At 53.4% G+C, this 23,108-nt stretch carries 24 protein-coding genes; 13 read left to right on the top strand and 11 right to left on the bottom strand.

All coding sequences use genetic code 11. From position 1 onward, the window contains the following. Nucleotides 1–165 precede the first annotated feature (165 nt). Nucleotides 166–903 (top strand): MerR family transcriptional regulator, encoded by a 738-nt coding sequence (locus tag AC07RN_RS01130; RefSeq protein ID WP_478335366.1) that lies wholly within the window; start codon nucleotides 166–168, stop codon nucleotides 901–903. 30 nt (nucleotides 904–933) lie between these two features. Here the strand turns inward: AC07RN_RS01130 and AC07RN_RS01125 are convergent, their stop codons facing one another. Then, complete coding sequence (locus AC07RN_RS01125; protein WP_449553383.1) at nucleotides 934–1,206, bottom strand: ElaB/YgaM/YqjD family protein; 273 nt, start codon at nucleotides 1,204–1,206, stop codon at nucleotides 934–936. A 371-nt stretch (nucleotides 1,207–1,577) separates the two neighbouring features. Between AC07RN_RS01125 and sufA the strand changes: the two genes are divergently transcribed. The 7 genes from sufA to ldtE all read left to right on the top strand — a co-directional run bounded on the left by sufA (nucleotide 1,578) and on the right by ldtE (nucleotide 8,211). Next, the gene (gene sufA, locus AC07RN_RS01120; RefSeq protein WP_478335365.1) at nucleotides 1,578–1,946 is read left to right on the top strand and encodes a Fe-S cluster assembly scaffold SufA; all 369 of its coding nucleotides are present in this window, start codon (nucleotides 1,578–1,580) and stop codon (nucleotides 1,944–1,946) included. An 8-nt stretch (nucleotides 1,947–1,954) separates the two neighbouring features. Further along, nucleotides 1,955–3,442 (top strand): Fe-S cluster assembly protein SufB, encoded by a 1,488-nt coding sequence (sufB, locus tag AC07RN_RS01115; protein ID WP_478335364.1) that lies wholly within the window; start codon nucleotides 1,955–1,957, stop codon nucleotides 3,440–3,442. 16 nt (nucleotides 3,443–3,458) lie between these two features. Continuing rightward, on the top strand, nucleotides 3,459–4,205 hold the full coding sequence (gene sufC, locus AC07RN_RS01110; RefSeq protein WP_449553381.1) for a Fe-S cluster assembly ATPase SufC: 747 nt from the start codon (nucleotides 3,459–3,461) through the stop codon (nucleotides 4,203–4,205). Next, on the top strand, nucleotides 4,180–5,451 hold the full coding sequence (sufD, locus tag AC07RN_RS01105; RefSeq protein WP_478335363.1) for a Fe-S cluster assembly protein SufD: 1,272 nt from the start codon (nucleotides 4,180–4,182) through the stop codon (nucleotides 5,449–5,451). Before sufC ends, sufD begins: the two co-directional genes overlap by 26 nt. Next, a complete protein-coding gene (gene sufS / locus AC07RN_RS01100) occupies nucleotides 5,448–6,668 on the top strand; it encodes a cysteine desulfurase SufS (protein WP_478335362.1) in 1,221 nt (406 codons plus the stop codon). Before sufD ends, sufS begins: the two co-directional genes overlap by 4 nt. A 14-nt stretch (nucleotides 6,669–6,682) precedes the next feature. Continuing rightward, on the top strand, nucleotides 6,683–7,099 hold the full coding sequence (gene sufE, locus AC07RN_RS01095; protein ID WP_478335361.1) for a cysteine desulfuration protein SufE: 417 nt from the start codon (nucleotides 6,683–6,685) through the stop codon (nucleotides 7,097–7,099). 98 nt (nucleotides 7,100–7,197) lie between these two features. Then, nucleotides 7,198–8,211, top strand: a complete 1,014-nt coding sequence (gene ldtE / locus AC07RN_RS01090; protein WP_478335360.1) for a L,D-transpeptidase LdtE — start codon at nucleotides 7,198–7,200, stop codon at nucleotides 8,209–8,211. A 64-nt stretch (nucleotides 8,212–8,275) separates the two neighbouring features. Here the strand turns inward: ldtE and AC07RN_RS01085 are convergent, their stop codons facing one another. The 5 genes from AC07RN_RS01085 to AC07RN_RS01065 form a co-directional block, all read right to left on the bottom strand. Further along, nucleotides 8,276–8,512 (bottom strand): major outer membrane lipoprotein, encoded by a 237-nt coding sequence (locus AC07RN_RS01085; RefSeq protein WP_012017161.1) that lies wholly within the window; start codon nucleotides 8,510–8,512, stop codon nucleotides 8,276–8,278. A 307-nt stretch (nucleotides 8,513–8,819) separates the two neighbouring features. Next, nucleotides 8,820–10,241, bottom strand: coding sequence for a pyruvate kinase PykF (gene pykF, locus AC07RN_RS01080; protein ID WP_012017162.1), 1,422 nt, complete (start codon nucleotides 10,239–10,241; stop codon nucleotides 8,820–8,822). Further along, nucleotides 10,238–10,444: a protein YnhH gene (ynhH, locus tag AC07RN_RS01075; protein ID WP_419720718.1), complete on the bottom strand. Its 207-nt coding sequence runs from the start codon at nucleotides 10,442–10,444 to the stop codon at nucleotides 10,238–10,240. Before ynhH ends, pykF begins: the two co-directional genes overlap by 4 nt. Nucleotides 10,445–10,619: 175 nt before the next feature. Then, nucleotides 10,620–11,765 carry a trans-sulfuration enzyme family protein gene (locus AC07RN_RS01070; RefSeq protein ID WP_478335359.1) on the bottom strand — a complete coding sequence of 382 codons (1,146 nt, stop codon included), beginning with the start codon at nucleotides 11,763–11,765 and terminating at the stop codon, nucleotides 10,620–10,622. A gap of 10 nt (nucleotides 11,766–11,775) precedes the next feature. Continuing rightward, complete coding sequence (locus AC07RN_RS01065; protein WP_449553375.1) at nucleotides 11,776–13,146, bottom strand: pyridoxal-phosphate dependent enzyme; 1,371 nt, start codon at nucleotides 13,144–13,146, stop codon at nucleotides 11,776–11,778. A 398-nt stretch (nucleotides 13,147–13,544) separates the two neighbouring features. On the opposite strand from AC07RN_RS01065, the gene AC07RN_RS01060 reads away from it, so the two are divergent. The 5 genes from AC07RN_RS01060 to AC07RN_RS01040 all read left to right on the top strand — a co-directional run bounded on the left by AC07RN_RS01060 (nucleotide 13,545) and on the right by AC07RN_RS01040 (nucleotide 19,204). Beyond that, nucleotides 13,545–14,567, top strand: a complete 1,023-nt coding sequence (locus AC07RN_RS01060; protein ID WP_012017165.1) for a methionine ABC transporter ATP-binding protein — start codon at nucleotides 13,545–13,547, stop codon at nucleotides 14,565–14,567. After that, nucleotides 14,560–15,228 carry a methionine ABC transporter permease gene (locus AC07RN_RS01055; RefSeq protein ID WP_012017166.1) on the top strand — a complete coding sequence of 223 codons (669 nt, stop codon included), beginning with the start codon at nucleotides 14,560–14,562 and terminating at the stop codon, nucleotides 15,226–15,228. Before AC07RN_RS01060 ends, AC07RN_RS01055 begins: the two co-directional genes overlap by 8 nt. 36 nt (nucleotides 15,229–15,264) lie before the next feature. Then, nucleotides 15,265–16,077, top strand: coding sequence for a MetQ/NlpA family ABC transporter substrate-binding protein (locus AC07RN_RS01050; protein WP_133632384.1), 813 nt, complete (start codon nucleotides 15,265–15,267; stop codon nucleotides 16,075–16,077). Nucleotides 16,078–16,181: 104 nt separating this feature from the next. Further along, nucleotides 16,182–16,391, top strand: a complete 210-nt coding sequence (fumD, locus tag AC07RN_RS01045) for a fumarate hydratase FumD (protein ID WP_012017168.1) — start codon at nucleotides 16,182–16,184, stop codon at nucleotides 16,389–16,391. A gap of 260 nt (nucleotides 16,392–16,651) precedes the next feature. Continuing rightward, complete coding sequence (locus AC07RN_RS01040; RefSeq protein ID WP_478335358.1) at nucleotides 16,652–19,204, top strand: autotransporter outer membrane beta-barrel domain-containing protein; 2,553 nt, start codon at nucleotides 16,652–16,654, stop codon at nucleotides 19,202–19,204. A 12-nt stretch (nucleotides 19,205–19,216) separates the two neighbouring features. Here the strand turns inward: AC07RN_RS01040 and AC07RN_RS01035 are convergent, their stop codons facing one another. The 5 genes from AC07RN_RS01035 to AC07RN_RS01015 all read right to left on the bottom strand — a co-directional run bounded on the left by AC07RN_RS01035 (nucleotide 19,217) and on the right by AC07RN_RS01015 (nucleotide 23,097). After that, complete coding sequence (locus tag AC07RN_RS01035) at nucleotides 19,217–19,903, bottom strand: amino acid ABC transporter permease (protein ID WP_478335357.1); 687 nt, start codon at nucleotides 19,901–19,903, stop codon at nucleotides 19,217–19,219. After that, nucleotides 19,900–20,676 (bottom strand): amino acid ABC transporter permease, encoded by a 777-nt coding sequence (locus AC07RN_RS01030; RefSeq protein WP_478335356.1) that lies wholly within the window; start codon nucleotides 20,674–20,676, stop codon nucleotides 19,900–19,902. The genes AC07RN_RS01035 and AC07RN_RS01030 overlap by 4 nt, the downstream gene beginning before the upstream one ends. Then, the gene (locus AC07RN_RS01025; protein WP_012017172.1) at nucleotides 20,676–21,491 is read right to left on the bottom strand and encodes an amino acid ABC transporter ATP-binding protein; all 816 of its coding nucleotides are present in this window, start codon (nucleotides 21,489–21,491) and stop codon (nucleotides 20,676–20,678) included. The genes AC07RN_RS01030 and AC07RN_RS01025 overlap by 1 nt, the downstream gene beginning before the upstream one ends. Before the next feature lies 1 nt (nucleotide 21,492). Continuing rightward, nucleotides 21,493–22,323, bottom strand: a complete 831-nt coding sequence (locus AC07RN_RS01020; protein ID WP_478335355.1) for an ABC transporter substrate-binding protein — start codon at nucleotides 22,321–22,323, stop codon at nucleotides 21,493–21,495. Nucleotides 22,324–22,956: 633 nt separating this feature from the next. Then, nucleotides 22,957–23,097 carry a hypothetical protein gene (locus tag AC07RN_RS01015; protein ID WP_072241814.1) on the bottom strand — a complete coding sequence of 47 codons (141 nt, stop codon included), beginning with the start codon at nucleotides 23,095–23,097 and terminating at the stop codon, nucleotides 22,957–22,959. Nucleotides 23,098–23,108: the final 11 nt, after the last annotated feature.

Here is a 23,108-nt window from a genome sequence, read left to right as displayed (position 1 = left end):
GCTGAATGATACGAGTCGTAAAGTTTGTACAACAATGCGTAAACCTAATTCTGGTAGGCTTGACAAGCACTTGCTGCTAACCGGATTCTTAGTTATACATTTCATTTGTACAATCTGATAAGGTTAGTTAGTTTTAGTATGGAAGTATTGAGCGTGAGGGAGCTAATGGCCTATTACAGTATCGGTGAAGTCGCCGAACGATGCGGAATCAACCCAGTAACGCTGCGCGCATGGCAGCGTCGCTATGGTTTGTTGAAACCCCAGCGCAGCGAAGGCGGCCATCGCCAGTTCGATGAAGAAGATATTCTGCGCATCGAAGAAATCAAACGCCTGATGAAAAGCGGCGTTTCGGTTGGTAAGGTCAAAGCCCTTTTGGGTGCGCAGGAACTGGTCACTGAGAGTAGCTGGACGGCATATCAGGAAGAGATGATGCTGGTTTTACGCTACGCCAGCCCGGCAAAATTGCGCGCCAAACTCACTGACTTCCGTCGCGAACATTCCGTTGAAGCCCTTATCGATAATATTCTTGTTCCCGTCCGCCAACGCATGAGCCACGATCAAAATACGGTTCGCCACATGGCAAGTCTGTTAGACGGTGTGCTCATTGAGGTTGCGGCGGCTTCCCTGGCGGAATCACGTAAAAAGTCAGGAAAAGACGCGCTGTTAATCGGTTGGGAATGTGAAGACCGCACGCGTTTGTGGCTTGAGGCTGCCCGGCTTTCTCATAAGGGCTGGCATATTGACGTGTTAGCAGAGCCGATTGATTCCCCACGTCCGGAACTGTTCCCGGGGCAAAAGATTTTTGTCTGGACGGGTAAAGCCGCTACAGCACGTCAGCAGGAGCAGCTGGATCACTGGCGAGAGCAGGGTTTTGCGGTGTCGTTCCACGAAGCAGGATTGTAAAAAAGGCCCTTGCGGGCCAGAGTGAATGTCTTATTTACGCCCCACCAACAGGCCAATAATCAGGCCAATGGCACCTGCGGCCATCAATCCGGTCAACGGATTATCACGCACTCTTTCAGACACATCATCTGCAACATCCGACGCTTTGGCGGCATATTTTCGTGCTGCACCTTTAAGCTGATGTTTAGGTGAGTCAACCGCAGCGCCAAACTGGGATTGTGCTTCTCCAGCAAGTTCGTCAGCTTTGTTAAAGGCTTTATTCGCCAAGCGATCGGCTTCATTCTCAAAATCATGTGATGACATAGGTAATCTCCTTTTGGTGTCTCCTAAAGTCTAGCGTCTGACGGCCAATTCGCTCGCGCAGCGCGCCATTTTCGCCCTGTTTCAGTATTTTCCTGGAAATTCTGCGCTGTCTATTTTAAAAATAGGCATTATCTATACATCTTCTACGGCGTAACCCGTTGCACCGATTAGCTTTTGCTAATCCATTATTTATCAATGTATTGGATTATTTTAACCAACGCTCCTGCCTGGCGCGGCAGGGTCTATGCTTAAGTAAAGTAGCCAAAAAGGGCGATTAAGCCGAAAGCCCCTGCTGTCAGGGGGTTGAAGTGATAATCGTTATCACTAACATGGTGTTATGCCCGTAGTGGCTCAATAGATGAGGTGGACCTATGGAACTGCATTCAGAAACCTTTAACCCTGCTGATTTCGCCTGGCGTGGATTGACGCTGACGCCAACAGCAGCGGCGCAGATTCACGAATTAATCGATAAAAAACCGGAAATAGTGGGTTTGCGTTTAGGCGTGAAACAGACCGGCTGCGCGGGCTTTGGCTACGTGCTAGGGACGGTCACCGAGCCTGAGAAAGACGATCTGGTGTTCGAAACGGACGGCGCGAAGCTGTTTGTCGCCCTCCAGGCCATGCCGTTTATCGACGGAACAGAAGTCGATTACGTGCGCGAAGGCTTAAACCAGTTATTCAAATTTAATAACCCGAAAGCCCAGAACGAATGCGGCTGCGGCGAAAGCTTTGGGGTATAGGCGGTACTATGTCTCGTAATACTGAAGCAACTGACGATGTTAACACCTGGAGCGGCGGGCACCTCAATTACAAAGAGGGGTTCTTCACTCAGCTACAAACTGATGAGCTCGCAAAAGGCATTAACGAAGATGTCGTGCGGGCGATCTCGGCAAAGCGTAACGAGCCAGAGTGGATGCTCGAGTTTCGCCTGAACGCATTTCGCGCATGGCTGGAGATGGAAGAGCCGCACTGGCTGAAGGCGCACTATAAACATCTGGACTATCAGGATTACAGCTATTACTCCGCACCGTCCTGCGGGAGCTGTGATGATACCTGCGCCTCGCAGCCAGGCGCTGTGCAGCAGACCGGGGAAAACAGCTATCTGAGTAAAGAGGTGGAAGAGGCGTTCGAACAGCTCGGCGTGCCGGTCCGCGAAGGACGTGAAGTGGCGGTCGATGCGATTTTTGACTCGGTGTCTGTCGCCACCACCTATCGCGGCAAGCTGGCGGAACAGGGCATCATCTTCTGTTCATTCGGCGAAGCGATCCACGATCACCCGGATCTGGTGAAAAAGTACATCGGCACCGTTGTGCCGAGTAACGATAATTTCTTTGCCGCGCTTAATGCCGCCGTGGCCTCTGACGGGACGTTTATTTACATCCCGAAAGGCGTGCGTTGCCCAATGGAGTTGTCGACCTATTTCCGTATTAACGCCGAAAAAACTGGACAGTTCGAACGTACCATTCTGGTGGCCGACGAAGGCAGTTATGTCAGTTACATCGAAGGGTGTTCTGCGCCCGTGCGCGACAGCTACCAGCTGCACGCAGCCGTCGTAGAAGTGATCATCCATAAAGATGCGGAAGTAAAATATTCGACCGTGCAGAACTGGTTCCCTGGCGATGGCAATACCGGCGGTATTTTGAATTTCGTCACCAAACGCGCCCTGTGCGAAGGTGAAAACAGCAAGATGTCCTGGACGCAGTCGGAAACCGGCTCAGCCATTACCTGGAAATACCCGAGCTGCATTTTGCGCGGCGATAACTCCATCGGCGAGTTCTACTCCGTGGCGCTGACCAGCGGCCATCAGCAGGCCGACACTGGCACCAAGATGATTCACATCGGCAAAAACACCAAATCGACGATCATCTCTAAAGGGATCTCCGCCGGGCACAGCCAGAACAGCTATCGCGGCCTGGTGAAAATTATGCCGACGGCCACCAACGCACGCAATTTCACACAATGCGACTCGATGCTGATTGGCACCGACTGCGGCGCGCACACCTTCCCGTATGTGGAATGCCGGAACAATACGGCTCAGCTTGAACATGAAGCCACCACCTCGCGCATCGGGGAAGATCAGCTCTTTTACTGCCTGCAACGTGGGATCAGCGAAGAAGACGCCATTTCGATGATTGTGAACGGCTTCTGTAAGGACGTGTTCTCTGAACTGCCGCTGGAGTTCGCCGTGGAAGCCCAAAAACTGTTGGCAATCAGCCTCGAACACAGCGTCGGTTAAGGATTAAGGAAAGCACATGTTAAGCATTAAAGATTTACAGGTCAGTGTGGAAGATAAAGCTATCCTGCGCGGGCTGAATATCGAGGTTCGCCCAGGAGAAGTGCATGCCATTATGGGCCCGAATGGTTCCGGTAAAAGCACGCTGTCGGCCACGCTGGCCGGACGTGAAGACTATGAAGTCGTCGGCGGAACGGTTGAATTCAAAGGCAAAGACTTGCTGGAGCTGTCACCGGAAGACCGCGCAGGCGAAGGCATTTTTATGGCTTTCCAGTACCCGGTTGAAATCCCTGGCGTCAGCAACCAGTTCTTCCTGCAAACCTCTCTTAATGCGGTGCGAAAATACCGCGGCGAAGAAGAACTGGATCGTTTTGATTTTCAGGATCTGATGGAAGAGAAGATCAAACTGCTGAAAATGCCGGAAGATCTGTTGACCCGCTCAGTGAACGTCGGTTTCTCCGGCGGTGAGAAAAAACGTAACGATATCCTGCAGATGGCGGTGCTTGAACCTGAGCTGTGCATTCTGGATGAAACCGACTCCGGGCTGGACATTGATGCGCTAAAAATTGTCGCTGACGGCGTGAATTCGCTGCGCGACGGCAAACGCTCGTTCATTATCGTCACCCACTACCAGCGCATTCTGGACTATATCCAACCGGATCACGTCCATGTGCTGTACCAGGGGCGTATTGTGAAATCCGGTGATTTTACTCTGGTCAAACAACTGGAGGAGCAGGGCTATGGCTGGCTTACCGAACAGCAATAACGCGCTGCAACAGTGGCATCGCCTGTTTGAAGAGCAGGGCGACACGCGCTCTGAATATGCGCAGCAGCATCTGCAACATATGCTGCGTCTGGGCCTGCCGACGCGTAAACACGAAAACTGGAAATACACCCCGCTGGACGGCTTGCTGAACAGCCAGTTTGTCACGCGGCTGGCGGATGTCAGCCCGGCTCAGCGCGATGCGCTGGCGCTGAACATTGACGCCGTGCGTCTGGTGTTTGTCGATGGACGCTATAACGCCGATCTCAGCGACAGCATCGAAGACAGCGGTTTTGACGTCGAGATTAACGACAATCGTCAGGCCTTGCCCGCACCCGTGCAGCCGGATGTGTTCCTGCATCTGACCGAAAGCCTTTCTCAGAGCGTGACGCACATTCGCATCAAGCGTAATCAGCGTCCGGCAAAACCGTTGCTGTTGCTGCATATCACGCAAGGGCTTGAGGGCGACGAGGTCAACACCGCGCATTACCGTCACCACGTTGAATTGGCCGAAGGGGCCGACGCGACGGTTATTGAGCATTACGTTAGCCTTAATGAGACCGCACATTTCACCGGGGCGCGAGTGACGATGAACGTGGCGGCGAATGCGCAACTGCATCACATCAAGCTGGCGTTCGAAAACCCGGCGTGTCATCACTTTGCCCATAACGATCTGTTTATGGCGGCCGATGCGGCGGCGTTTAGCCACAGCTTCCTGCTTGGCGGGTCGGTGCTGCGTCATAACACCAGCACTCAGCTCAACGGCGAAAATACGACGCTGCGCATTAACAGCCTGGCGATGCCGGTGAAATCTGAAGTGTGCGATACGCGTACCTGGGTTGAGCACAACAAGGGCTACTGCAACAGCCGTCAGATGCACAAAATTATCGTCAACGATAAAGGCCGTGCGGTGTTTAACGGCATGATCAACGTTGCGCAACACGCCATCAAAACTGATGGGCAGATGACCAACAACAATTTGCTGCTGGGGCGTTTGTCTGAGGTGGATACCAAGCCGCAGCTGGAAATTTACGCCGATGACGTGAAGTGCAGCCATGGCGCGACGGTCGGTCGTATCGACGACGAACAGATGTTCTATCTCCGTTCGCGTGGGATCGATAAACAGGCCGCGCAGAAAATGATCATCTACGCGTTTGCCGCGGAGCTGACGGAAGCGCTCGGCGATGAAGAACTCAAACAGCAGGTGTTGGCGCGTATTGGTCAGCGTCTGCCTGGAGGCAAAGCATGAGTTTCCCGGTAGAGAAAGTGCGGGCGGATTTCCCTGTCCTGACCCGTGAAGTCAACGGTTTGCCGCTTGCCTATCTCGACAGCGCCGCCAGCGCGCAAAAGCCGAATCAGGTGATTGACGCCGAGATGGAATTTTACCGCCACGGTTATGCAGCCGTGCATCGCGGGATCCATACCCTGAGCGCAGAAGCCACTCAGCGCATGGAAAATGTCCGCACGCAGGTAGCGGCATTCCTGAACGCTCATTCGCCGGAAGAGCTGGTGTTTGTGCGCGGCACAACCGAGGGGATCAATCTGGTCGCCAATAGCTGGGGCAATGCGCAGGTGCATGCGGGCGATAATATCGTGATCACCCAGATGGAGCACCACGCCAATATCGTGCCGTGGCAGATGCTCTGTGAGCGCTCAGGCGCACAGTTGCGCGTCATCCCACTTAACGTGGACGGCACGTTACAGCTGGAACAGCTCGACGCGTTGCTTGACGCGCGTACGAGACTGGTGGCGATTACGCAGATCTCTAACGTTCTTGGCACCGCGAATCCGGTCGCAGAAATCATTGCGAAAGCGCATCAGGCTGGCGCAAAAGTGCTGGTGGATGGCGCACAGGCCGTTATGCATCACACGATTGACGTGCAGGCGCTGGACTGTGATTTTTACGTGTTTTCCGGTCACAAGCTGTATGGCCCAACCGGAATCGGTGTGCTGTATGTGAAAGAAGATATTTTGCAGGCGATGCCGCCGTGGGAAGGGGGCGGATCGATGATTGCGACCGTCAGCCTGACGCAAGGCACGACCTACGCCAAAGCCCCGTGGCGCTTTGAAGCGGGTACACCGAATACGGGCGGGATCATCGGGCTGGGTGCGGCAATCGACTACGTTTCCACACTCGGTTTGGATGCTATCGCCGAGTATGAAGCGTCGCTGATGCGCTATGCGCTGGCGGAACTGGCCAGCGTCCCGGATCTCACGCTGTACGGCCCTGACGCGCGTAAAGGCGTTATTGCCTTTAATCTGGGCAAACATCATGCTTACGACGTGGGCAGTTTCCTTGATAATTATGGCGTGGCGGTACGAACGGGTCACCACTGCGCAATGCCGCTGATGGCGTTTTACCAGGTCCCGGCAATGTGCCGCGCGTCGCTGGTGATGTATAACACGACGGAAGAGGTCGACAGGCTGGTGACGGGGCTCAAACGCATCCATCATCTCCTGGGATAAGAGAGAGGCAAGACATGGCCGCGTTGCCGGACAGAGATAAGCTGTTGCGTAACTTTACCCGTTGCGCCAACTGGGAAGAAAAGTACCTGTACATTATTGAGCTGGGCCAGCGACTGCCGGTTCTCAGCGAAGAGGCGCATAACCCGGAGAATATTATTCAGGGCTGCCAGAGCCAGGTATGGATTGTGATGCGCCAGAACGACGATGGCGTGATCGAACTGCAGGGCGATAGCGATGCGGCGATTGTCAAAGGGCTGGTGGCCGTCGTTTTCATTCTGTATCACCAGATGTCCGCGCAGGATATTGTCGCCTTCGATATTCGCCCGTGGTTCGAACAAATAGCCCTGACCCAGCATTTAACCCCCTCCCGTTCTCAGGGGCTGGAAGCGATGATCCGCGCAATCCGCTCCAAAGCCGCTAACATTAGCTAAACTAACAAAACAGCATTCATTCATGTTTCGCGAGGTGGTTCCCATCTCGCGGGTTTTTCAGCTTTCTGGCGTCCTGTCAGTGAATAAGGAATCTCAGCATGAAGCGCGCATCTCTTATTACTCTTTTACTGATTAGCTCTTTCGGTGGCCTTCATTCTGCCAGCGCGATGGATTACCCGTTGCCGCCAGCGGGAAGCCGTCTTATTGGTCAAAATCAAACCTATTCCATCCAGGAAGGGGACAAAAACTTGCAGGCCATTGCCCGACGATTTAATACGGCGGCGCAGCTGATCCTCGAAACCAATAATACGATTGCGCCAGTTTATCCAGCGCCGGGGACGGTGATTACTATCCCATCGCAAATGCTGCTGCCCGATACGCCACGCGAGGGCATTGTGGTGAACCTGGCGGAACTGCGGCTCTATTATTTCCCGCCGGGTGAAAATATCGTCCAGGTCTATCCGCTAGGGATAGGGCAATTAGGGCTGGAGACGCCGGTCAGCACCACGCGCGTTAGCCAGAAGATCCCTAATCCTACGTGGACGCCTACAGCGGGCATCAGAGCGCGCTCACTGGCTCAGGGCATCAAATTGCCGCCGGTAGTACCGGCAGGGCCTAATAACCCGTTAGGGCGCTTTGCGTTGCGTCTGGGGATAGGTAATGGGGAATATCTTATCCACGGCACCAGTGCGCCGGATAGCGTCGGGCTGCGTGTCAGTTCCGGGTGTATGCGAATGAACGCGCCTGATATTAAAGCGCTGTTTGCACAGGCTCGCGTGGGGACGCGCGTGCAGATCATCAATGAACCCGTGAAGTTCTCGGTAGAACCTGATGGCAGACATTACATTGAGGTGCACCGTCCTCTGGCTCAGATTGAGGGCGAGAACCCGCAAACCACGCCAATCATCCACAACGCGGACTTTGCGTCGTTTGCGTCTCAGGAAGGGAATGACAAGGCGCTGATCGACAAAGCGTTAACGCGTCGCGCGGGGATCCCGGTCGCGGTGTCGGCCGGTAATGGCCCTTCTGCGAACAGTGCGGTGTTGTCGGTACAGAACAATCGTGTTTCAGCGGCAGTCACTGAAGGCGAGCAGGACGTGGTGATGCAGTAGGTGTTTGCGGATAACAGGCAAAAAAAATGGCGCACAATGTGCGCCATTTTATTAACAGGTACTATTACTTACGGTATTTAGTAGCCTGGTTGTCCAGACGCTGGTTAGCGCGTGCTGCGTCGTCTTTAGCAGCCTGAACGTCAGAACGCATTGCGTTCACGTCGTTGCTCAGCTGGTCAACTTTAGCGTTCAGAGTCTGAACGTCAGAAGACAGTTGGTCGATTTTAGCATTGCTAGAACAACCAGCCAGCATAGTAGAAGCCAGGATTACCGCGCCCAGTACCAGTTTAGTACGATTCATTATTAATACCCTCTAGATTGAGTTAATCTCCATGTAGCGTTACAAGTATTACACAAAGTTTTTTAGGTTGAGAATATTTTTTTGATGGGAATACACCTATTTTTGATCGTTCGCTCAAAGAAGCAACGAATCTGGGCAATTCTTTAAAAAAGCTATGTAAAAAAAGAGAATTTTCATCGGATTCATCTTAGATAAATCGCTCTTAAATAGAAAAACCCGATTTGCTTTTTAAATAATTATGTTATTGCCACAAATAAAAAAGCGCCCCGAGGGGCGCTTTTTGCGAAAACGATTCGTTTGTTAATGATTACAGCACGTGAACAGATGCCGTATTGGTGGTGCCGCTTGGAACCAGTGCACCAGAAACCATCACAACAACGTCGCCTTTACGTGCCAGACCACGATCAACTAACTGCAGAGCAACTTCTTTACCCAGACGGTAGAAATCGTCGGTAGACGCGATCTCTTTCACCAGGTGTGGAATCACGCCTTTGCTCAGAACCAGCTGACGCGCAGTGGTTTCGTTGGTGGTCAGCGCCAGGATGGTCGCGCTTGGGAAGTATTTACGCACGGCTTTCGCAGATTTACCGCCCTGGGTCGCCACAACGATCAGTGGAGCGTCCAGTTTTTCAGCAGTTTCTACAGCGCCACGGCAAACGGCTTCGGTGATGCGCATCTTACGGCTGTCGTTATTGCTGTCCAGACGGCTGGTCATTACGCGGTCAGTACGCTCGCAGATGGTTGCCATGATGGTCACAGCTTCCAGCGGGTATTTACCCTTCGCGGATTCACCGGACAGCATTACTGCGTCGGTACCATCGATGATGGCGTTTGCGACATCGCCGGCTTCAGCACGGGTAGGACGCGGGTTTTTGATCATAGAATCAAGCATCTGTGTCGCGGTGATAACCACTTTACGCGCACGAACACATTTCTCGATCATCATCTTCTGCGCAAAGATAACTTCTTCAACCGGGATCTCAACGCCCAGGTCGCCACGTGCAACCATGATGCCGTCTGACGCTTCGAGGATTTCGTCGAAGTTGTTCAGGCCTTCCTGGTTTTCAATCTTGGAGATGATCTGGATGTTCTCGCCACCGTGGGCTTTCAGGTGTTCACGGATTTCGACAACGTCAGAACGCTTACGGATGAAGGAAGCCGCAACAAAGTCAACGCCTTGTTCGCAACCAAAGATCAGGTCCTGTTTGTCTTTTTCAGCCAGCGCTGGCAGAGCGATAGAAACGCCTGGCAGGTTAACGCCTTTGTTTTCGCCCAGGTCGCCGTTGTTCAGCACTTTACAAACAACGTTTTTGCCTTCGATCGCGGTAACTTCCATACCGATCAGACCATCGTCTACCAGTACGGTGTTGCCAACAGACAGATCGCTGGTGAAGCCTTCGTAAGTCACAGCCACGATGTCGCTGTTACCCACAACGGTTTTATCCGTGGTGAAAGTGAAGGTCTGGCCAGCTTTCAGGGAGACGTCGTTGCCGCCTTCCAGTTTGATGGTACGGATTTCTGGACCTTTGGTATCCAGCAGGATGGCTGCTTTTTTACCAGACTTGCTCATCACGTTGCGCAAGTTCTGAATACGCTGACCGTGTTCAGCATAGTCGCCGTGAGAGAAGTTCAGACGCATTACGTTCATGCCGGCGTCCAGCATTTTGCTCAGCATCTCTTCAGATTCGGTTTTCGGGCCGATGGTGCAAACAATTTTCGTCTTTTTCATGACAGTCTTAGTCTTTTAAGTTGGGAAGGATATGGGAATCTCGCTCCGGGGGCGCACTGCCGCGGAGTCAAACCTGTGTTGCGAAATTTTAAATGGCACGCACTAAGGATAGGTGACATCAAATGAGCGTGCAGAAGAAAGTGTGCCTGAGTATCAGCCCAACGAAGGAGAGGAGAAATTTTACGTTGTTTTTTGTATTCCAAGGGCTGAAACCATTCACCAGGGATTAGGCGCGCATTATACGCTGATTTTCAGACAAAAGGAAAATGGAAACGGCGTTTCAAAAATAATCTGTGCAGATTCACATAAGATTGTTATCAACGCGTTAAGGTGCAAGAGCAGGTTGTTGCGGCAGATTAGCGTTCTGCCGCGAAATGCTTAAATTGTCAGCGCCTGCTCCAGGTCGGCAATCAGGTCGCTCGCATCCTCTATTCCGACAGACAGGCGAATCAGTTGCGGAACAATACCGTTTGCCAGCCGCTGTTCGAGGGGAATGGACGCGTGCGTCATGCTGTAAGGCTGGCTAACAAGGCTTTCTACGCCGCCCAGGCTTTCGGCTAGCGTAAACAGCTTCAGCTTGCGGATGATGTCCGTTGCCCGTTGCGCATTGCCTTTCACCACCACCGAAATCATCCCGCCGGGCAGCGCCATCTGGGTGCGGGCCAGCTGATAATGGGGATGAGATTCCAGCCACGGGAACCAGACTTTTTCAATTTGTGGATGCTGCTCCAGTCGTTGCGCAATCGCCAGCGCATTCGCACTGTGCTTTTCCACGCGCAACGCGAGAGTACGAATCCCGCGTAAGGTCAGGAAACTGCTGAACGGATCGAGGACGCCGCCAATCGCGTTTTGCAAATAGCCCAGCTTTTCTGCCAGGCCGCTATTACTGCCGACCACCGCCAGCCCTGCGACTACGTCCGAGTGGCCGTTGAGGTATTTCGTCGCGGAATGCACCACGATATCAAAACCAAACTCCAGCGGACGATGAATAACCGGCGAAGCAAAGGTGTTATCCGCGACGCTAATAATGTTATGGCGACGGGCGAGAGCAGCGATCCCCGCGAGGTCGGCCAGTTTCAGCAGGGGGTTGGTCGGCGTTTCCACCCAAATCATTTTGGTCTCGGGGCGGATGGCCGCGTCCAGCGCGGCAAGATCGCCGGGCTTCACCCAGCTCACCTGTAACCCTGTACTGCGTTTGCGCACATTTTCGATCAGGCGATACGTTCCGCCGTATATGTCGTCAATCGCGACGATATGGCTGTCTTTATCCAGCAGCTCCAGCACGGTGGCGATGGCCGCCAGTCCTGATGCAAACGCAAATCCGCGTGTACCGCTCTCCAGTTCAGCGATGGCGGTTTCCAGCGCATGACGAGTCGGATTACCGCTGCGGGAATATTCGTATCCGGTATGCTCGCCGGGCGAGGGTTGCGCAAACGTCGAGGTGGCATAAATCGGCGGCATCACCGCGCCGTGCTGATCGTGAAACTCGCCGCTGTGGACGCTTAACGTGGCCAGTGTTTTCATGGTGTTCTCCTTATTGTTGTAGACGGTTGCGCCAGACGGTGAGGACATCGCTGCGCGTAATCAGGCCGAGAAAACGGTCGCTGTCATGAATGACTGCCACTAGGCCGCGATCGAAAATCGGTTTCAGCTCGCTCTCTGGCGCATGTTTATCCAGTACTTCAACGTGACGGGTCATGGCCTGCGTGACGGGCAGGGCGAAACGCGCTTCATCGCCCGCGATATGGCTGACCAGATCCCATTCGTCGACGATGCCGACGACCTTGCCGTTCTCCAGCACCGGCAGTTGTGAAATGTCATACAGGCGCATTCGCGCCAGAACGGTGGCGAGCGTGTCATCCGGCGCGGCGGTCACGGTGGCACCTTCGTCATGACGCAGCGCAATGTAGTCAGACAAATCGCCCGATCGTGGGCGCGCGATCAGCCCTTGCTGGCGCATCCAGTCGTCATTAAACATTTTTGAGAGGTATTTGTTGCCGCTGTCGCAGGCAAACGTCACGACGCGTTTGGGCGTGGTTTGTGCCTGGCAATAGCGCAGCGCGGCCGCCAGCAGCGTGCCGCTCGACGAACCGGCCAGAATACCTTCGGTTTTGAGCAGTTCGCGCGCGGTGGCAAAGGCTTCCCGGTCGGTTACGCGATATGCCTGTTGCACCCCTTCGATGTGAGCCAGCGGCGGAATAAAATCTTCGCCGATGCCTTCCACCAGCCACGAACCCGCCTCCTGATAACGACCCGACTCCACCTGGTCGGCCAACACCGAACCGGCCGGGTCGGCGAGGACAAATTCAGTGTGTGGCGAGTGTTCGGCAAACCACGCCTGCAATCCGCCCAGCGTTCCACCCGATCCCACGCCAACGACAATGGCGTCGATTTTGCCGTCAAGCTGTTCAAACAGCTCCGGCGCGGTGGACGTGCGATGGGCCAGCGGATTTGCCTCGTTATTGAACTGGTCAATATAAAAGGCGCCAGGCGTCTCATCTGCCAGCCGCTGGGCGTAATCCTGGTAATAGGCTGGATGACCTTTATTCACATCAGACCGCGTCAGGACAACTTGCGCACCCAGCGCCCGCAAATGGAAAATTTTCTCGCGGCTCATTTTGTCGGGCACCACCAGAATCAAGGCATAACCTTTTTGCGCGGCAATCAGCGCCAGCCCGAGCCCGGTATTTCCGGCGGTGGCTTCAATAATGGTACCGCCCGGTGTGAGCAGCCCTTTGCGCTCGGCTTCGTTAATCATCGACAGCGCCACACGGTCTTTGATGGAACCGCCTGGATTCTGGTTTTCAAGTTTCAAAAAGAGTGAGCACGGTCCGGTATTCAGCTTATGCAGCTGAATCATCGGCGTGCGGCCAATCAGTTCGGTAACGGAGTGATAAATCGCCATGGTCTTTTCCTGAAAGGGAACATGGCTGGATGATAGGACTATGAAATTTTCTCAATAAAGAACCTTTCACTGCCTTTTAGAACGGAAAGTAATATAAATGACGTTTTCGGCGGTAAGGACTGCAAGCCGTTAAGCTGGCTGGATGGGAGGATGTCTATCCAAGGGCAAAATGCTGCAAAAATGCGCATTTTTACGTCAGCCACGCCGTCATATATGCATCTGGTAGATAATCATTGCTGAAAATAAGCTAATCCCTCTGCGCCCAGTTGCCACGCCACATATTCCCGTAGGTTATAAGAAAGACTATTTTGTTCATTTAAAACATGATAACGTCTGATTATTATCGTTTGGACATCCATACTGCTAAACCGCTATATGCGTAACGGATAAGTAAAATAATGATTGTTCTCAGGAATATTTCGAAGGTTTTTGACAACGGGAAAGTGTCACTCACCGCTGTTGATAACGTCAATTTGACGGTTGAGCAGGGACAGATTTACGGAATTATTGGCTATAGCGGTGCCGGAAAAAGTACGCTGATTCGCCTGCTGAACGGCCTGGAAAAACCGACGTCTGGCAACGTGACCATTAACGGCCATGACATCTCATCTGCGAAGGGAGAAGCATTGCGCCAGGCGCGTCTGAAAATCAGCATGGTTTTCCAGCACTTTAACCTGCTGTGGTCGCGAACCGTCAGCGAGAACATTGCTTTTTCCATGCAAATCGCGGGCGTACCGAAAAACAAAATTACGGCGCGCGTAGCGGAACTGGTGGAACTGGTGGGCCTGACGGGTCGCGAAAATGCCTTTCCGTCCCAGTTGAGCGGTGGGCAAAAGCAGCGCGTCGGCATTGCCCGTGCGCTGGCCAATAACCCCGATGTTTTGCTGTGCGATGAGGCAACCTCTGCGCTCGACCCGCAGACGACCGATCAGATCCTTGACCTGCTGCTCGATATTAACCGTCGCTTCAAGCTGACGATCGTGCTGATTACGCACGAAATGCACGTTGTGCGCAAAATCTGCGACCGCGTGGCGGTGATGGAAAACGGTCAGGTGGTAGAAGAGGGCGACGTCCTGAGCGTCTTCACGCATCCGCAAAAACCGATTACCCAGCAGTTCGTTCGTCAGGTGAGTCAGTATCATGAGGAGGACGCGTTCAACCCGGAACTGGCAAATGAACTTGAAGGCACCGTCATCAAGCTGACGTTCACCGGGCACAGCACGCACAAGCCGATTGTCGGTGAGCTAACGCTGCGTTACGGCCTGCCGTTTAACATCCTGCACGGCAAAATGACGCAAACCGCTCACGGTGTGTTTGGCCAGCTCTGGCTACACGTGGTGGCGACAGAAGAACAATTGAACAATATCCTCGCCGACCTGAAGCACAGCGATATTGACGGTGAGGTAATTAAGCATGGCTGAGACTCTTTTCCCGCACCTGAAATGGGATCAACTCTGGGCGGCGACGCTCGAAACGTTGTACATGACCGCGCTGTCTGGGGTAGCGACTTTTGTGCTCGGCATTGCGCTGGGTCTGGCACTGTTCTTAACCGCGCGCGGCGGGTTGTTCCAGAACCGTACTCTGTATAGCGTGATTTCGATTGTGGTGAACGTGTTCCGCTCCATCCCGTTCATCATCCTGATCGTTTTGTTGATTCCCTTCACCAAAACGATTGTCGGCACCATTCTTGGCGCGAACGCCGCACTGCCTGCACTGATTGTCGGCGCGGCCCCGTTCTATGCGCGTCTGGTCGAGATCGCCCTGCGTGAAGTGGACAAAGGGGTTATCGAAGCGACGCGTTCGATGGGCGCACGCCTGAGTACCTTAATTTTTCGGGTTTTATTGCCGGAATCATCCCCTGCGCTGGTATCCGGCATCACGGTGACGCTGATTGCCCTGGTGAGCTACAGCGCCATGGCCGGGGTGATTGGGGCTGGCGGTTTGGGAAATCTGGCTTATCTGGAAGGATTCCAGCGCAACCACGGTGACGTCACGCTAGTGGCAACGGTGACCATTTTAATCATCGTTTTCATTATCCAGTATTGCGGCGATGTCATGACTTCTTTGCTCGATAAACGCTGAAAACACACATACTAAAAACACACAGGAACCGACATCATGAAAAAAACACTGACACTGATTGCCGCTGCAACCCTGAGCGCCCTGAGCTTTGCGTCCTGGGCGGACACCTTGACCGTAGGGGCATCCAACACGCCACACGCCGAAATTCTGGAGCAGGCCAAACCGATTCTGGCAAAACAGGGTATCGATCTGGAAATTAAACCATTCCAGGACTACATCCTGCCGAACACCGCGCTAGCGGGCCGTGACATCGACGCGAACTATTTCCAGCACATTCCTTATCTGAACAGCGTGCTGAAAGATCATGCTGGCGATAAAGATTACGATTTCGTCAGTGCGGGCGCGATCCACATCGAGCCAATCGGCATTTACTCGAAAAAATACAAGTCGCTGAAAGACCTGCCGGAAGGCGGCAAAATCATCATGCGTGATGCGGTGTCAGAAGAAGGCCGTATTCTTTCCATCTTCGAGAAAGAAGGCGTTATCAAGCTGAAACCGGGCATCGATAAAGTGACGGCGCGCATCAGCGATATCGTTGAAAACCCGAAAAAACTGAAATTCACCCCGAACGTCGAAGCCGCTCTGCTGCCGCAGATGTATAACAATGACGAAGGTGATGCGGTAGTGATTAACGCCAACTACGCCATCGACGCGGGTCTGGACCCGGTTCACGATCCTATCGCCGTAGAGAGCGGTGAAAATAACCCGTACGCCAACATCATTACGGTGCATCGTGGCGATGAGAAGAAGAAAGATATCGTGGCGCTGGTGAACGTACTGCATTCAAAAGAAATTCAGGATTGGATCCGCACCAAATATAAAGGCGCGGTTATTCCTGTAAACAATTAAACATTTATTTTTTATTAAAGCCCGGCACATTCTGCCGGGCTTTTTCTTTGTATAGATTCAGCGAATCCTTTAAGCTAGGCGAAAAGGCCAATGGAGTGAGCAAAATGGGCAATATCACCAAAGACGAAGCGCTGTATCAGGAGATGTGCCGGGTTGTCGGTAAAGTGGTTCTTGAAATGCGCGATTTAGGCCAGGAGCCAAAACACATTGTTATTGCAGGCGTATTGCGCACTTCGCTGGCAAACCAGCGCATTAAGCGCAGCGAGTTAACCACTCAGGCGATGGAAACCGTCATCAAATCGCTGGCGGGATAATCCCGGCAGCGTTTCTGGTTTGCAATAATAATACCCAGGGTTATTTATTTTCAGATGTCACGTCTGAAAATCAACATTAAAAATGAAGCGCGCATAATGTTTACATTTAAATAAAATGCGCGAGTCATAGTTCAGCAAATCAAAAATGTTTTAATCGACAGCGTTGTGAAATCCAAAAATTATCTAATACTTTAGTCGTATTCACGACTTTGGCTTTTTTTATGTTTTGCGCGATCTTTATTTGATTAAGGAGTGTTGGTTTGAAAAAGGTAACGAGTTTTTTAATGATCGGCGGTGTGGTGAGCGGGTTCGGGATACTTGCCTCTCCCGCCGCGTTGGCGGCCTGTACGACGGCAGGGACCACCATCACGTGTAATGGGACAACGGTGGGCGGACAGCACTTCAATGAAACCGGGCAGAACATTACTATTCTGTCCGGCGCTCAGGTGAGTACTTCTGCTGATAACACGGTATCGACGATCGACTTTTCAAGTGAACAAGGTTTACTGACCAATGCCGGAACCGTGAGTTCATTCGGTAATAACACCCATGGCGTGCTGGTTCGCTCGATAGATGCCAGAAAAATGATAAACAGCGGCACCGTTTCCACGACCGGCGATGGGTCGCATGCGGTGAAACTCAGCGAACTGGGTGGAAGCACCGTGGAAAACACTGGGCTGCTGGTGACCTCCGGCACCGGAAGCCACGGTGTTAATGCCACAGAAGGTTCACAGCGCAACACCGTCAGCAACGCGGGCAGGATCGTGACCACTGGCGCGGGTTCTCACGGGATGTCCGCTGATAACAGTCATAACAATACGCTGATCAACAGCGGGAACATTGCCGTGAGCGGCAGCGGGAGCAGCGGTATTTTCGTTGGGCAATATGCGAACGATTACCGGATCGAAAACCAGGCTGGCGGGGTGATCAACGCCACTGCAGGTAATGGTATTTCGGTCACTGGCAACAGCACTGTCACTAGTATCACCAATAACGGTATTGTCGAAGGTGAGAACAACGGTCTTTATCTGAGCGACACCGCGCAGGTTGGCAGCATTATTAACAGTGGTTTTATTGTCGGTAACAGCGCGGGCGTGGTGTTTGCTGATAACAGTAATACCAATCTGTTTCTTAACCGCGGTGTAATCGGTTCAATTAATGGCGATGCCATTCGCGCCGAAAACAACATTAATATCACGAACGGTATTAACAACCAGGGTGTGATTATCGGTCGCGTCAACGCGCCTGGCAGTAATATGAGCAACAGCGGTATCTTTGATCTGCTCAATAATAATGCCCCCTCGTCGGTGAATAACTACGCGCAAAGCTCTTCGGGGGTTCTGGCGTTGCAGGCCGATGACACCAGCAATTACGGTAAACTCCAGGTGGCTGGTGATGCTTCGCTTAAAGGGCGTACGATTGTCGTCACTAACGGCAGCACCAACTTTAAAGAGGGCGATTATCTGCGCGGTGTGGTCACCGCGAGCAATATTTCGGGTACACCCTACGCGGTGCTTGATGACTCCCTGCGCTATCAGTTTGTGCAAGAGCAAACCAGCACCAGCTACTCGCTAAAAATTGTCGAAACCAAGCTGACAACGGTGACAAATGCGGTCAGCACAGTCAGTAATAATACGTCGTTAACCGCGCTGGGGGGGACAATCGACACCCTCATCATTTCCAATAACAACAATAATCCTAACAATCCTAACAATCCTGACAATCCTTCGACCACCCCGACGACGCTTAACTGTAACGGCGCGCTCGCCAGCACCGTTTGTGCGGTCACATCGTCCAGCACTGCCGCACAGGTGCATAAAAATGTGGTGCAGCTCTCGCCGCTGATGGATGGCAGCATGCCGTATATTGAGCTGAACAATCTGCGCGCATTTGGCAACATTGTGGGCGATCGTCAGGAATCCGTGCGTGGACAAGGCTACGACAGCGAGTTTAACCCGGAAAAATATCTTTGGATCCGCCCGGTTGGCCGCTGGGATAACCAGTCGAGCCGCGGTGATTACACCGGCTATAACGCAGACACGCGCGGGATTGCGATCGGGGCTGACGGATTGATCATCGATCAGACGCGACTCGGCCTGGCGCTCGGTATGAGCCGCACAGACGTGAATGACACTTCCAGCGAGATTCGCCACGATGCCCGCGTAGAAAGCTGGAACGCGCTGGCTTACGGTGGGTACGACTTCACGCCGGATACCAGCCTGACCTGGCAAACAGGTTTTGGGCGTAACACCACCCAAGGCAATCGCTACCTGAATATCGAAAACCCAGCGGATGGTAGCACGGCGTTCAGGGGCACCGCGCATTCAGACTATGACAGCCATACTTTCCAGGCGGGACTGGGGTTGCAAAGCACCTTCCATCCGGCCGAAAACTGGACGCTGACGCCTGTCCTGCGCAGCGACTACTACCGCGTGAAAAACAAAGGTTACAAAGAGTCGGGAGCCGACGATGTGGGTCTGGATGTTGACGGCGCAACGACAGAAGCCTGGGTCTTCTCCGGCAAAGCCAAAGCGGGACTGCAACTCTCTGAAATTGTGGATGTGCACGGCTATCTTGGTGCTGGCTATGACGTGAAAAACGATCCGACGCAAACCACTGCAGCGTTTATCGGCAGCCAAACCACACCATTCACGTACAAGGGCATGAACGAAAGCCCGTGGATCGCGATGGCCGGTGTGGGTGTGACGGCGAAATTCAGTGACGTGCTGGACGGCACCGTGCAATACGATGCCGAACAGCGCACGAAATTCACCAGCCAGAGCGTGAGTATGAAAGTGCGCTACGCATTCTAATCACGCACATCCTCAAAACGCTGGTCGGGTCACCCGCCAGCGTTTTGCTATCTGCTCCAGGGCGCAGCAAAGCAGGTAATACACCACGCCGGTGAAGATAAAGATCGCTGCCGGGTAAATCTGCACCCGGTTATTGACCTGTCCGGCCACGGTCGTTAGCTCCGGAACGTTCACAATAAACGCCAGCGACGTGTCCTTTAGCAGACTGATAAATATCCCCAAAAGCGACGGCAAAATGGTGCGTAAGACCTGCGGGAGCAAGATCAGCCACAGCGTTTGCTGCGTGCCAAAACCTTGTGTTAGCGCCGCTTCGTACTGCCCCGTCGGCAGGGCACGAAGGCCCGCTAACACCGAGTGCATCACCGCCGCCGCGGTAAACCATGCCAGCGCCAGGGTCACAGTGACGGCACCGGGTAAATCTCCACCGGTTAACAGCGGCAGCAAATACCACATCCAGAAAATCACAAAAATAAGCGTAATACCGCGAATCACTTCTGCCCATACATAAAGCATCTTGCGCACCATGCCGGGAAAACGCCAGGCGAGGCTCGCCAGGATAATACCCGTAGGCAGAGCCAGAACCGCTGCGCCCAACGCCATCAGCAACGTCAACAACACGCCGCCGGGCTGGCCTGCGGACAGACGTCCCCACAGCAAGTAATCCAGGTTATCGGTTATCACAGCCAGTCCGGCGATCATGCGTTTTCACTCCCTGTGGCAATCGTGATTTTTTGTGCGCGCTGAATACGTTTTGCGGGAGAGGAGCCGAGTTTGCCCAGCAGCAGACCCATCAACACGCCGGTCAGCAGGTAAAACACCGTACCGACGGTAAAGGCTTCCAGCGCATGCGCGTTATAACTTTCAATTTGCCGCACCTGATAGGTCAGCTCGGCAAAGCCAATGCCGCTGGCAAGCGAGGAGAGTTTCAATAAGTTCAGGTACTGGCCAACAACCGGCTGCCACGCATGCGCCAGACCTTGTGGGAGCAAGATAAAGCGGAAGAGCTGCCATGAGGAAAATCCTTGCGCCAGCGCTGCCTGCCGCTGCCCGCGCGAGACGGCCTGTAACCCGGATTCAATCTCTTCAACCAGAAACGCAGAGGTGAATACGCCAAGCCCCCAGGCGGAACATAAAAACTCAGGTGTGAACCACCAGACGTCCCCCGGCAAAATCGTCCATGTGTGTTCGCCATTGATGTAATCGCGAAGCGTAAACGGTAGCCAGTTCCACGCCGCAAAATACCAGAACAGAAGTTGCACCAGTAACGGCGTATTGCGAAACAGCGAAACCCAGACGGAAACAACGGCTCTGCCCGTTTTACCGCCCGCCGTGCGCAACAACAGAAACAGAATCGCCAGGACGTTGGCGATGACCATCCCCGCCAACGTCACCCACAGCGTGGTCAGGAAGCCGGATAAAAGCCACTGCGCAGGTTGTCCGGTCAACACACCTTGCCAGTCGAGAGCGGGCATTACGGCTGCTCCTGATGAAGCGGGTTTAACACTTTTTGCAGGAAACGGCGGGTGCGAGGATGTTCCGGATGCTGGAAAAATTGCGCCGGTGGGGCGGTTTCGAGGATCTCGCCGCCGTCAATAAACACCACCCGGTCGGCAATCTCACGCGCGAACTGCATCTCATGCGTCACCACAATCATGGTGATCCCGCTGTGGGCGAGTGATTTCATGACCTGCAATACCTCGCCGATCATCTCGGGATCGAGCGCGGATGTCGGCTCATCAAACAGGATAATTTGAGGTGATGACGCCAGGGCGCGCGCAATTGCCACGCGCTGCTGCTGTCCACCAGAAAGTTCCGCCGGGTAATGGTGCGCTTTTTCCGCCATGCCGACTTGTTCGAGCAGGGCCAGTGCGCGCGCCTGAGCCTGCGGCGGCGTCCAGCCGTGCACTTTTTCAAGCGCCAGACTGATGTTCTGAGCGGCGCTGAGATGGGCGTACAGATTGAATTGCTGGAACACAAATCCCACGCGGCTTCGGAGTTGGCGAAGGGCCGTGCCGGTCAGCGCACGGGTGGGTTTATTATCAATCAGTATTTCGCCACCGTTCAGGGACTCAAGCTGATTAATGAGACGGATCAGGGTGGATTTACCGGAACCCGAGGGGCCGAGGATGGCCACCACTTCGCCGGGTGCGACGGTGAAATTTATCCCGTTAAGCACCTGATGATCGCCGTAGCGTTTGACCACATTTCGGAACTCAACGCTGGCATGTTCCAGATGTGAAAAATCCGCGGCACGAGCCGCGGAGCGTGAGAATAGACCTGAGAGCATTTTACTGGGCTTCTATTTTAAAGGCGCGGGGCTGCGGTGACTGGGTTTGCGGCCCGAACCAAACGTCATAGATTTTGGCCGCTTCACCGTTTTTCTCAAGGTTAACCAGCTCGGTGTTGACGACGTTGAGCAGGGCGGTTTCGCCTTTTTTCACGCCGACGCCGATCTCTTCTTTACTGAGCAGGTCCGGCAGAATTTTGAAGTTGGCTTTATCGGGGGCCTGCGAAAGTAAGCCCGCCAGAATGGTGCTGTCCTGCGTAATCGCCTGGACGTTACCGTTACGCAGCGCGGTCAGCGCCAGCGGAATATCATCATAGGAAAGCACGCGGGATTGCGGGAAACGCTGATGCAACGCCTGTTCCCCAGTGGTGCCTTTGACCGCGCCAATGCGCGCTTTGCTGTAATCGTCGAGTTTATCCGCAGATTTTACCGGAACCAGGAATTGCTGACCGGTCACGAAATAGGGCGTTGAGAAATCAATGACCTGAGCACGTTCCGGGGTGATGGTAATGTCCGCGACAATAAGATCGGCTTTGCCAGATTGCAGCAAAGGGATGCGGTTGGCGGGATTCGTCGCCACCAATTCCAGCTTAACGCCCAGGGTTTTGGCGAGCGCTTTCGCAAAATCAACGTCATATCCGACGATGTCATGGGTTTTCGCATCGATGGAGCCGAACGGCGGATTCGCGTCAAAAGTGGCGACTTTCACCACCCCTGCGGCTTTGATATCCGCGAGCTGATCGGCCTGAGCCTGTGTCGATAAAATGCCGCCTGTCGTCAATAAACCAAGTGCCAGCACGATCTGCTGATAATGTTTTTTCTGCGTTGCCATAGATTCCTCTGCTTTCCCGTTGTTTTTGTTTTGTCCCGTTACGCTCCCATAAGCGTTCGCTATCGCCAAATAAGAAATCGTTCTTTGCTATATGCAAAAAGGCATTAGTGAACAAGGTGTTATCGACAAGTAGCGGAAATGAATGCTTTTGCAGATAGCGCAAATCGTCTGCCGATATTGGTATTTCCATTGCGGCGAAAACGGGTGTTTAACTGAGGTCAGACAAAACGGTGAGGAGTCAGAATCATGCAAAACTGGGTGAATACGTTACGGCGGTTCTTTGCAACCCCATCCGAGAGCGCGGAGAACAGTGCGCAACGTGTTATCGAGTCGGTACTTCCGATTGCCAGTCTTTACGGCGTCGATGTCGCGAACATCGATCCGGAGTGGTTCCATGACAAAACATCACGCTGAGTTACGCCAGACGCGCGTGACTTACTGGAACGAGCTGTGCAACTGCTACCTTAACGTATCAACGCATCTGCTGTGGCGTAACCGCATGGGTTACCGATGAAAGAGAAAGAGGGTGTGAAGGGGGGATGGGTTTCGCCAGCGCGCAACCTGCGAGCGATTGCCTGAATAAATGTTCAAAAAAAAGCACCGGAACCTGTCCGGTGCTTTGATATTGAGAGATTAGATTTTGCAGGCGTCGCCGCAATCATCGTCAGCCACAACCGCCTGCGCTTTTTTGTCCGCGTCTTCCAGACGTTCAGCGTTGCGCTCTTCAGCTTCATCCAGGCCGTTAAACACCAGATTATCGAGATCAATTTCCATCATTTACCTGC

It is taken from the genome of Lelliottia sp. GFLA7 (assembly GCF_056490165.1).
Note: the sequence above shows the minus strand (reverse complement) of the source record. Positions and strands in the feature narration are given on the sequence as shown.

Coding starts and splice junctions, on each gene's coding strand:
- AC07RN_RS01030 (WP_478335356.1), bottom strand. CDS start 20,676: ATGCCCGCTCTCGACTGGCAAGGTGTGTTGACCGGACAACCTGCGCAG.
- sufE (WP_478335361.1), top strand. CDS start 6,683: ATGGCCGCGTTGCCGGACAGAGATAAGCTGTTGCGTAACTTTACCCGT.
- sufC (WP_449553381.1), top strand. CDS start 3,459: ATGTTAAGCATTAAAGATTTACAGGTCAGTGTGGAAGATAAAGCTATC.
- AC07RN_RS01035 (WP_478335357.1), bottom strand. CDS start 19,903: ATGATCGCCGGACTGGCTGTGATAACCGATAACCTGGATTACTTGCTG.
- sufA (WP_478335365.1), top strand. CDS start 1,578: ATGGAACTGCATTCAGAAACCTTTAACCCTGCTGATTTCGCCTGGCGT.
- AC07RN_RS01085 (WP_012017161.1), bottom strand. CDS start 8,512: ATGAATCGTACTAAACTGGTACTGGGCGCGGTAATCCTGGCTTCTACT.
- AC07RN_RS01050 (WP_133632384.1), top strand. CDS start 15,265: ATGAAAAAAACACTGACACTGATTGCCGCTGCAACCCTGAGCGCCCTG.
- AC07RN_RS01065 (WP_449553375.1), bottom strand. CDS start 13,146: ATGGCGATTTATCACTCCGTTACCGAACTGATTGGCCGCACGCCGATG.
- fumD (WP_012017168.1), top strand. CDS start 16,182: ATGGGCAATATCACCAAAGACGAAGCGCTGTATCAGGAGATGTGCCGG.
- sufD (WP_478335363.1), top strand. CDS start 4,180: ATGGCTGGCTTACCGAACAGCAATAACGCGCTGCAACAGTGGCATCGC.
- AC07RN_RS01060 (WP_012017165.1), top strand. CDS start 13,545: ATGATTGTTCTCAGGAATATTTCGAAGGTTTTTGACAACGGGAAAGTG.
- AC07RN_RS01015 (WP_072241814.1), bottom strand. CDS start 23,097: ATGGAAATTGATCTCGATAATCTGGTGTTTAACGGCCTGGATGAAGCT.
- AC07RN_RS01020 (WP_478335355.1), bottom strand. CDS start 22,323: ATGGCAACGCAGAAAAAACATTATCAGCAGATCGTGCTGGCACTTGGT.
- AC07RN_RS01025 (WP_012017172.1), bottom strand. CDS start 21,491: ATGCTCTCAGGTCTATTCTCACGCTCCGCGGCTCGTGCCGCGGATTTT.
- pykF (WP_012017162.1), bottom strand. CDS start 10,241: ATGAAAAAGACGAAAATTGTTTGCACCATCGGCCCGAAAACCGAATCT.
- ldtE (WP_478335360.1), top strand. CDS start 7,198: ATGAAGCGCGCATCTCTTATTACTCTTTTACTGATTAGCTCTTTCGGT.
- AC07RN_RS01055 (WP_012017166.1), top strand. CDS start 14,560: ATGGCTGAGACTCTTTTCCCGCACCTGAAATGGGATCAACTCTGGGCG.
- sufB (WP_478335364.1), top strand. CDS start 1,955: ATGTCTCGTAATACTGAAGCAACTGACGATGTTAACACCTGGAGCGGC.
- AC07RN_RS01125 (WP_449553383.1), bottom strand. CDS start 1,206: ATGTCATCACATGATTTTGAGAATGAAGCCGATCGCTTGGCGAATAAA.
- sufS (WP_478335362.1), top strand. CDS start 5,448: ATGAGTTTCCCGGTAGAGAAAGTGCGGGCGGATTTCCCTGTCCTGACC.
- AC07RN_RS01130 (WP_478335366.1), top strand. CDS start 166: ATGGCCTATTACAGTATCGGTGAAGTCGCCGAACGATGCGGAATCAAC.
- AC07RN_RS01070 (WP_478335359.1), bottom strand. CDS start 11,765: ATGAAAACACTGGCCACGTTAAGCGTCCACAGCGGCGAGTTTCACGAT.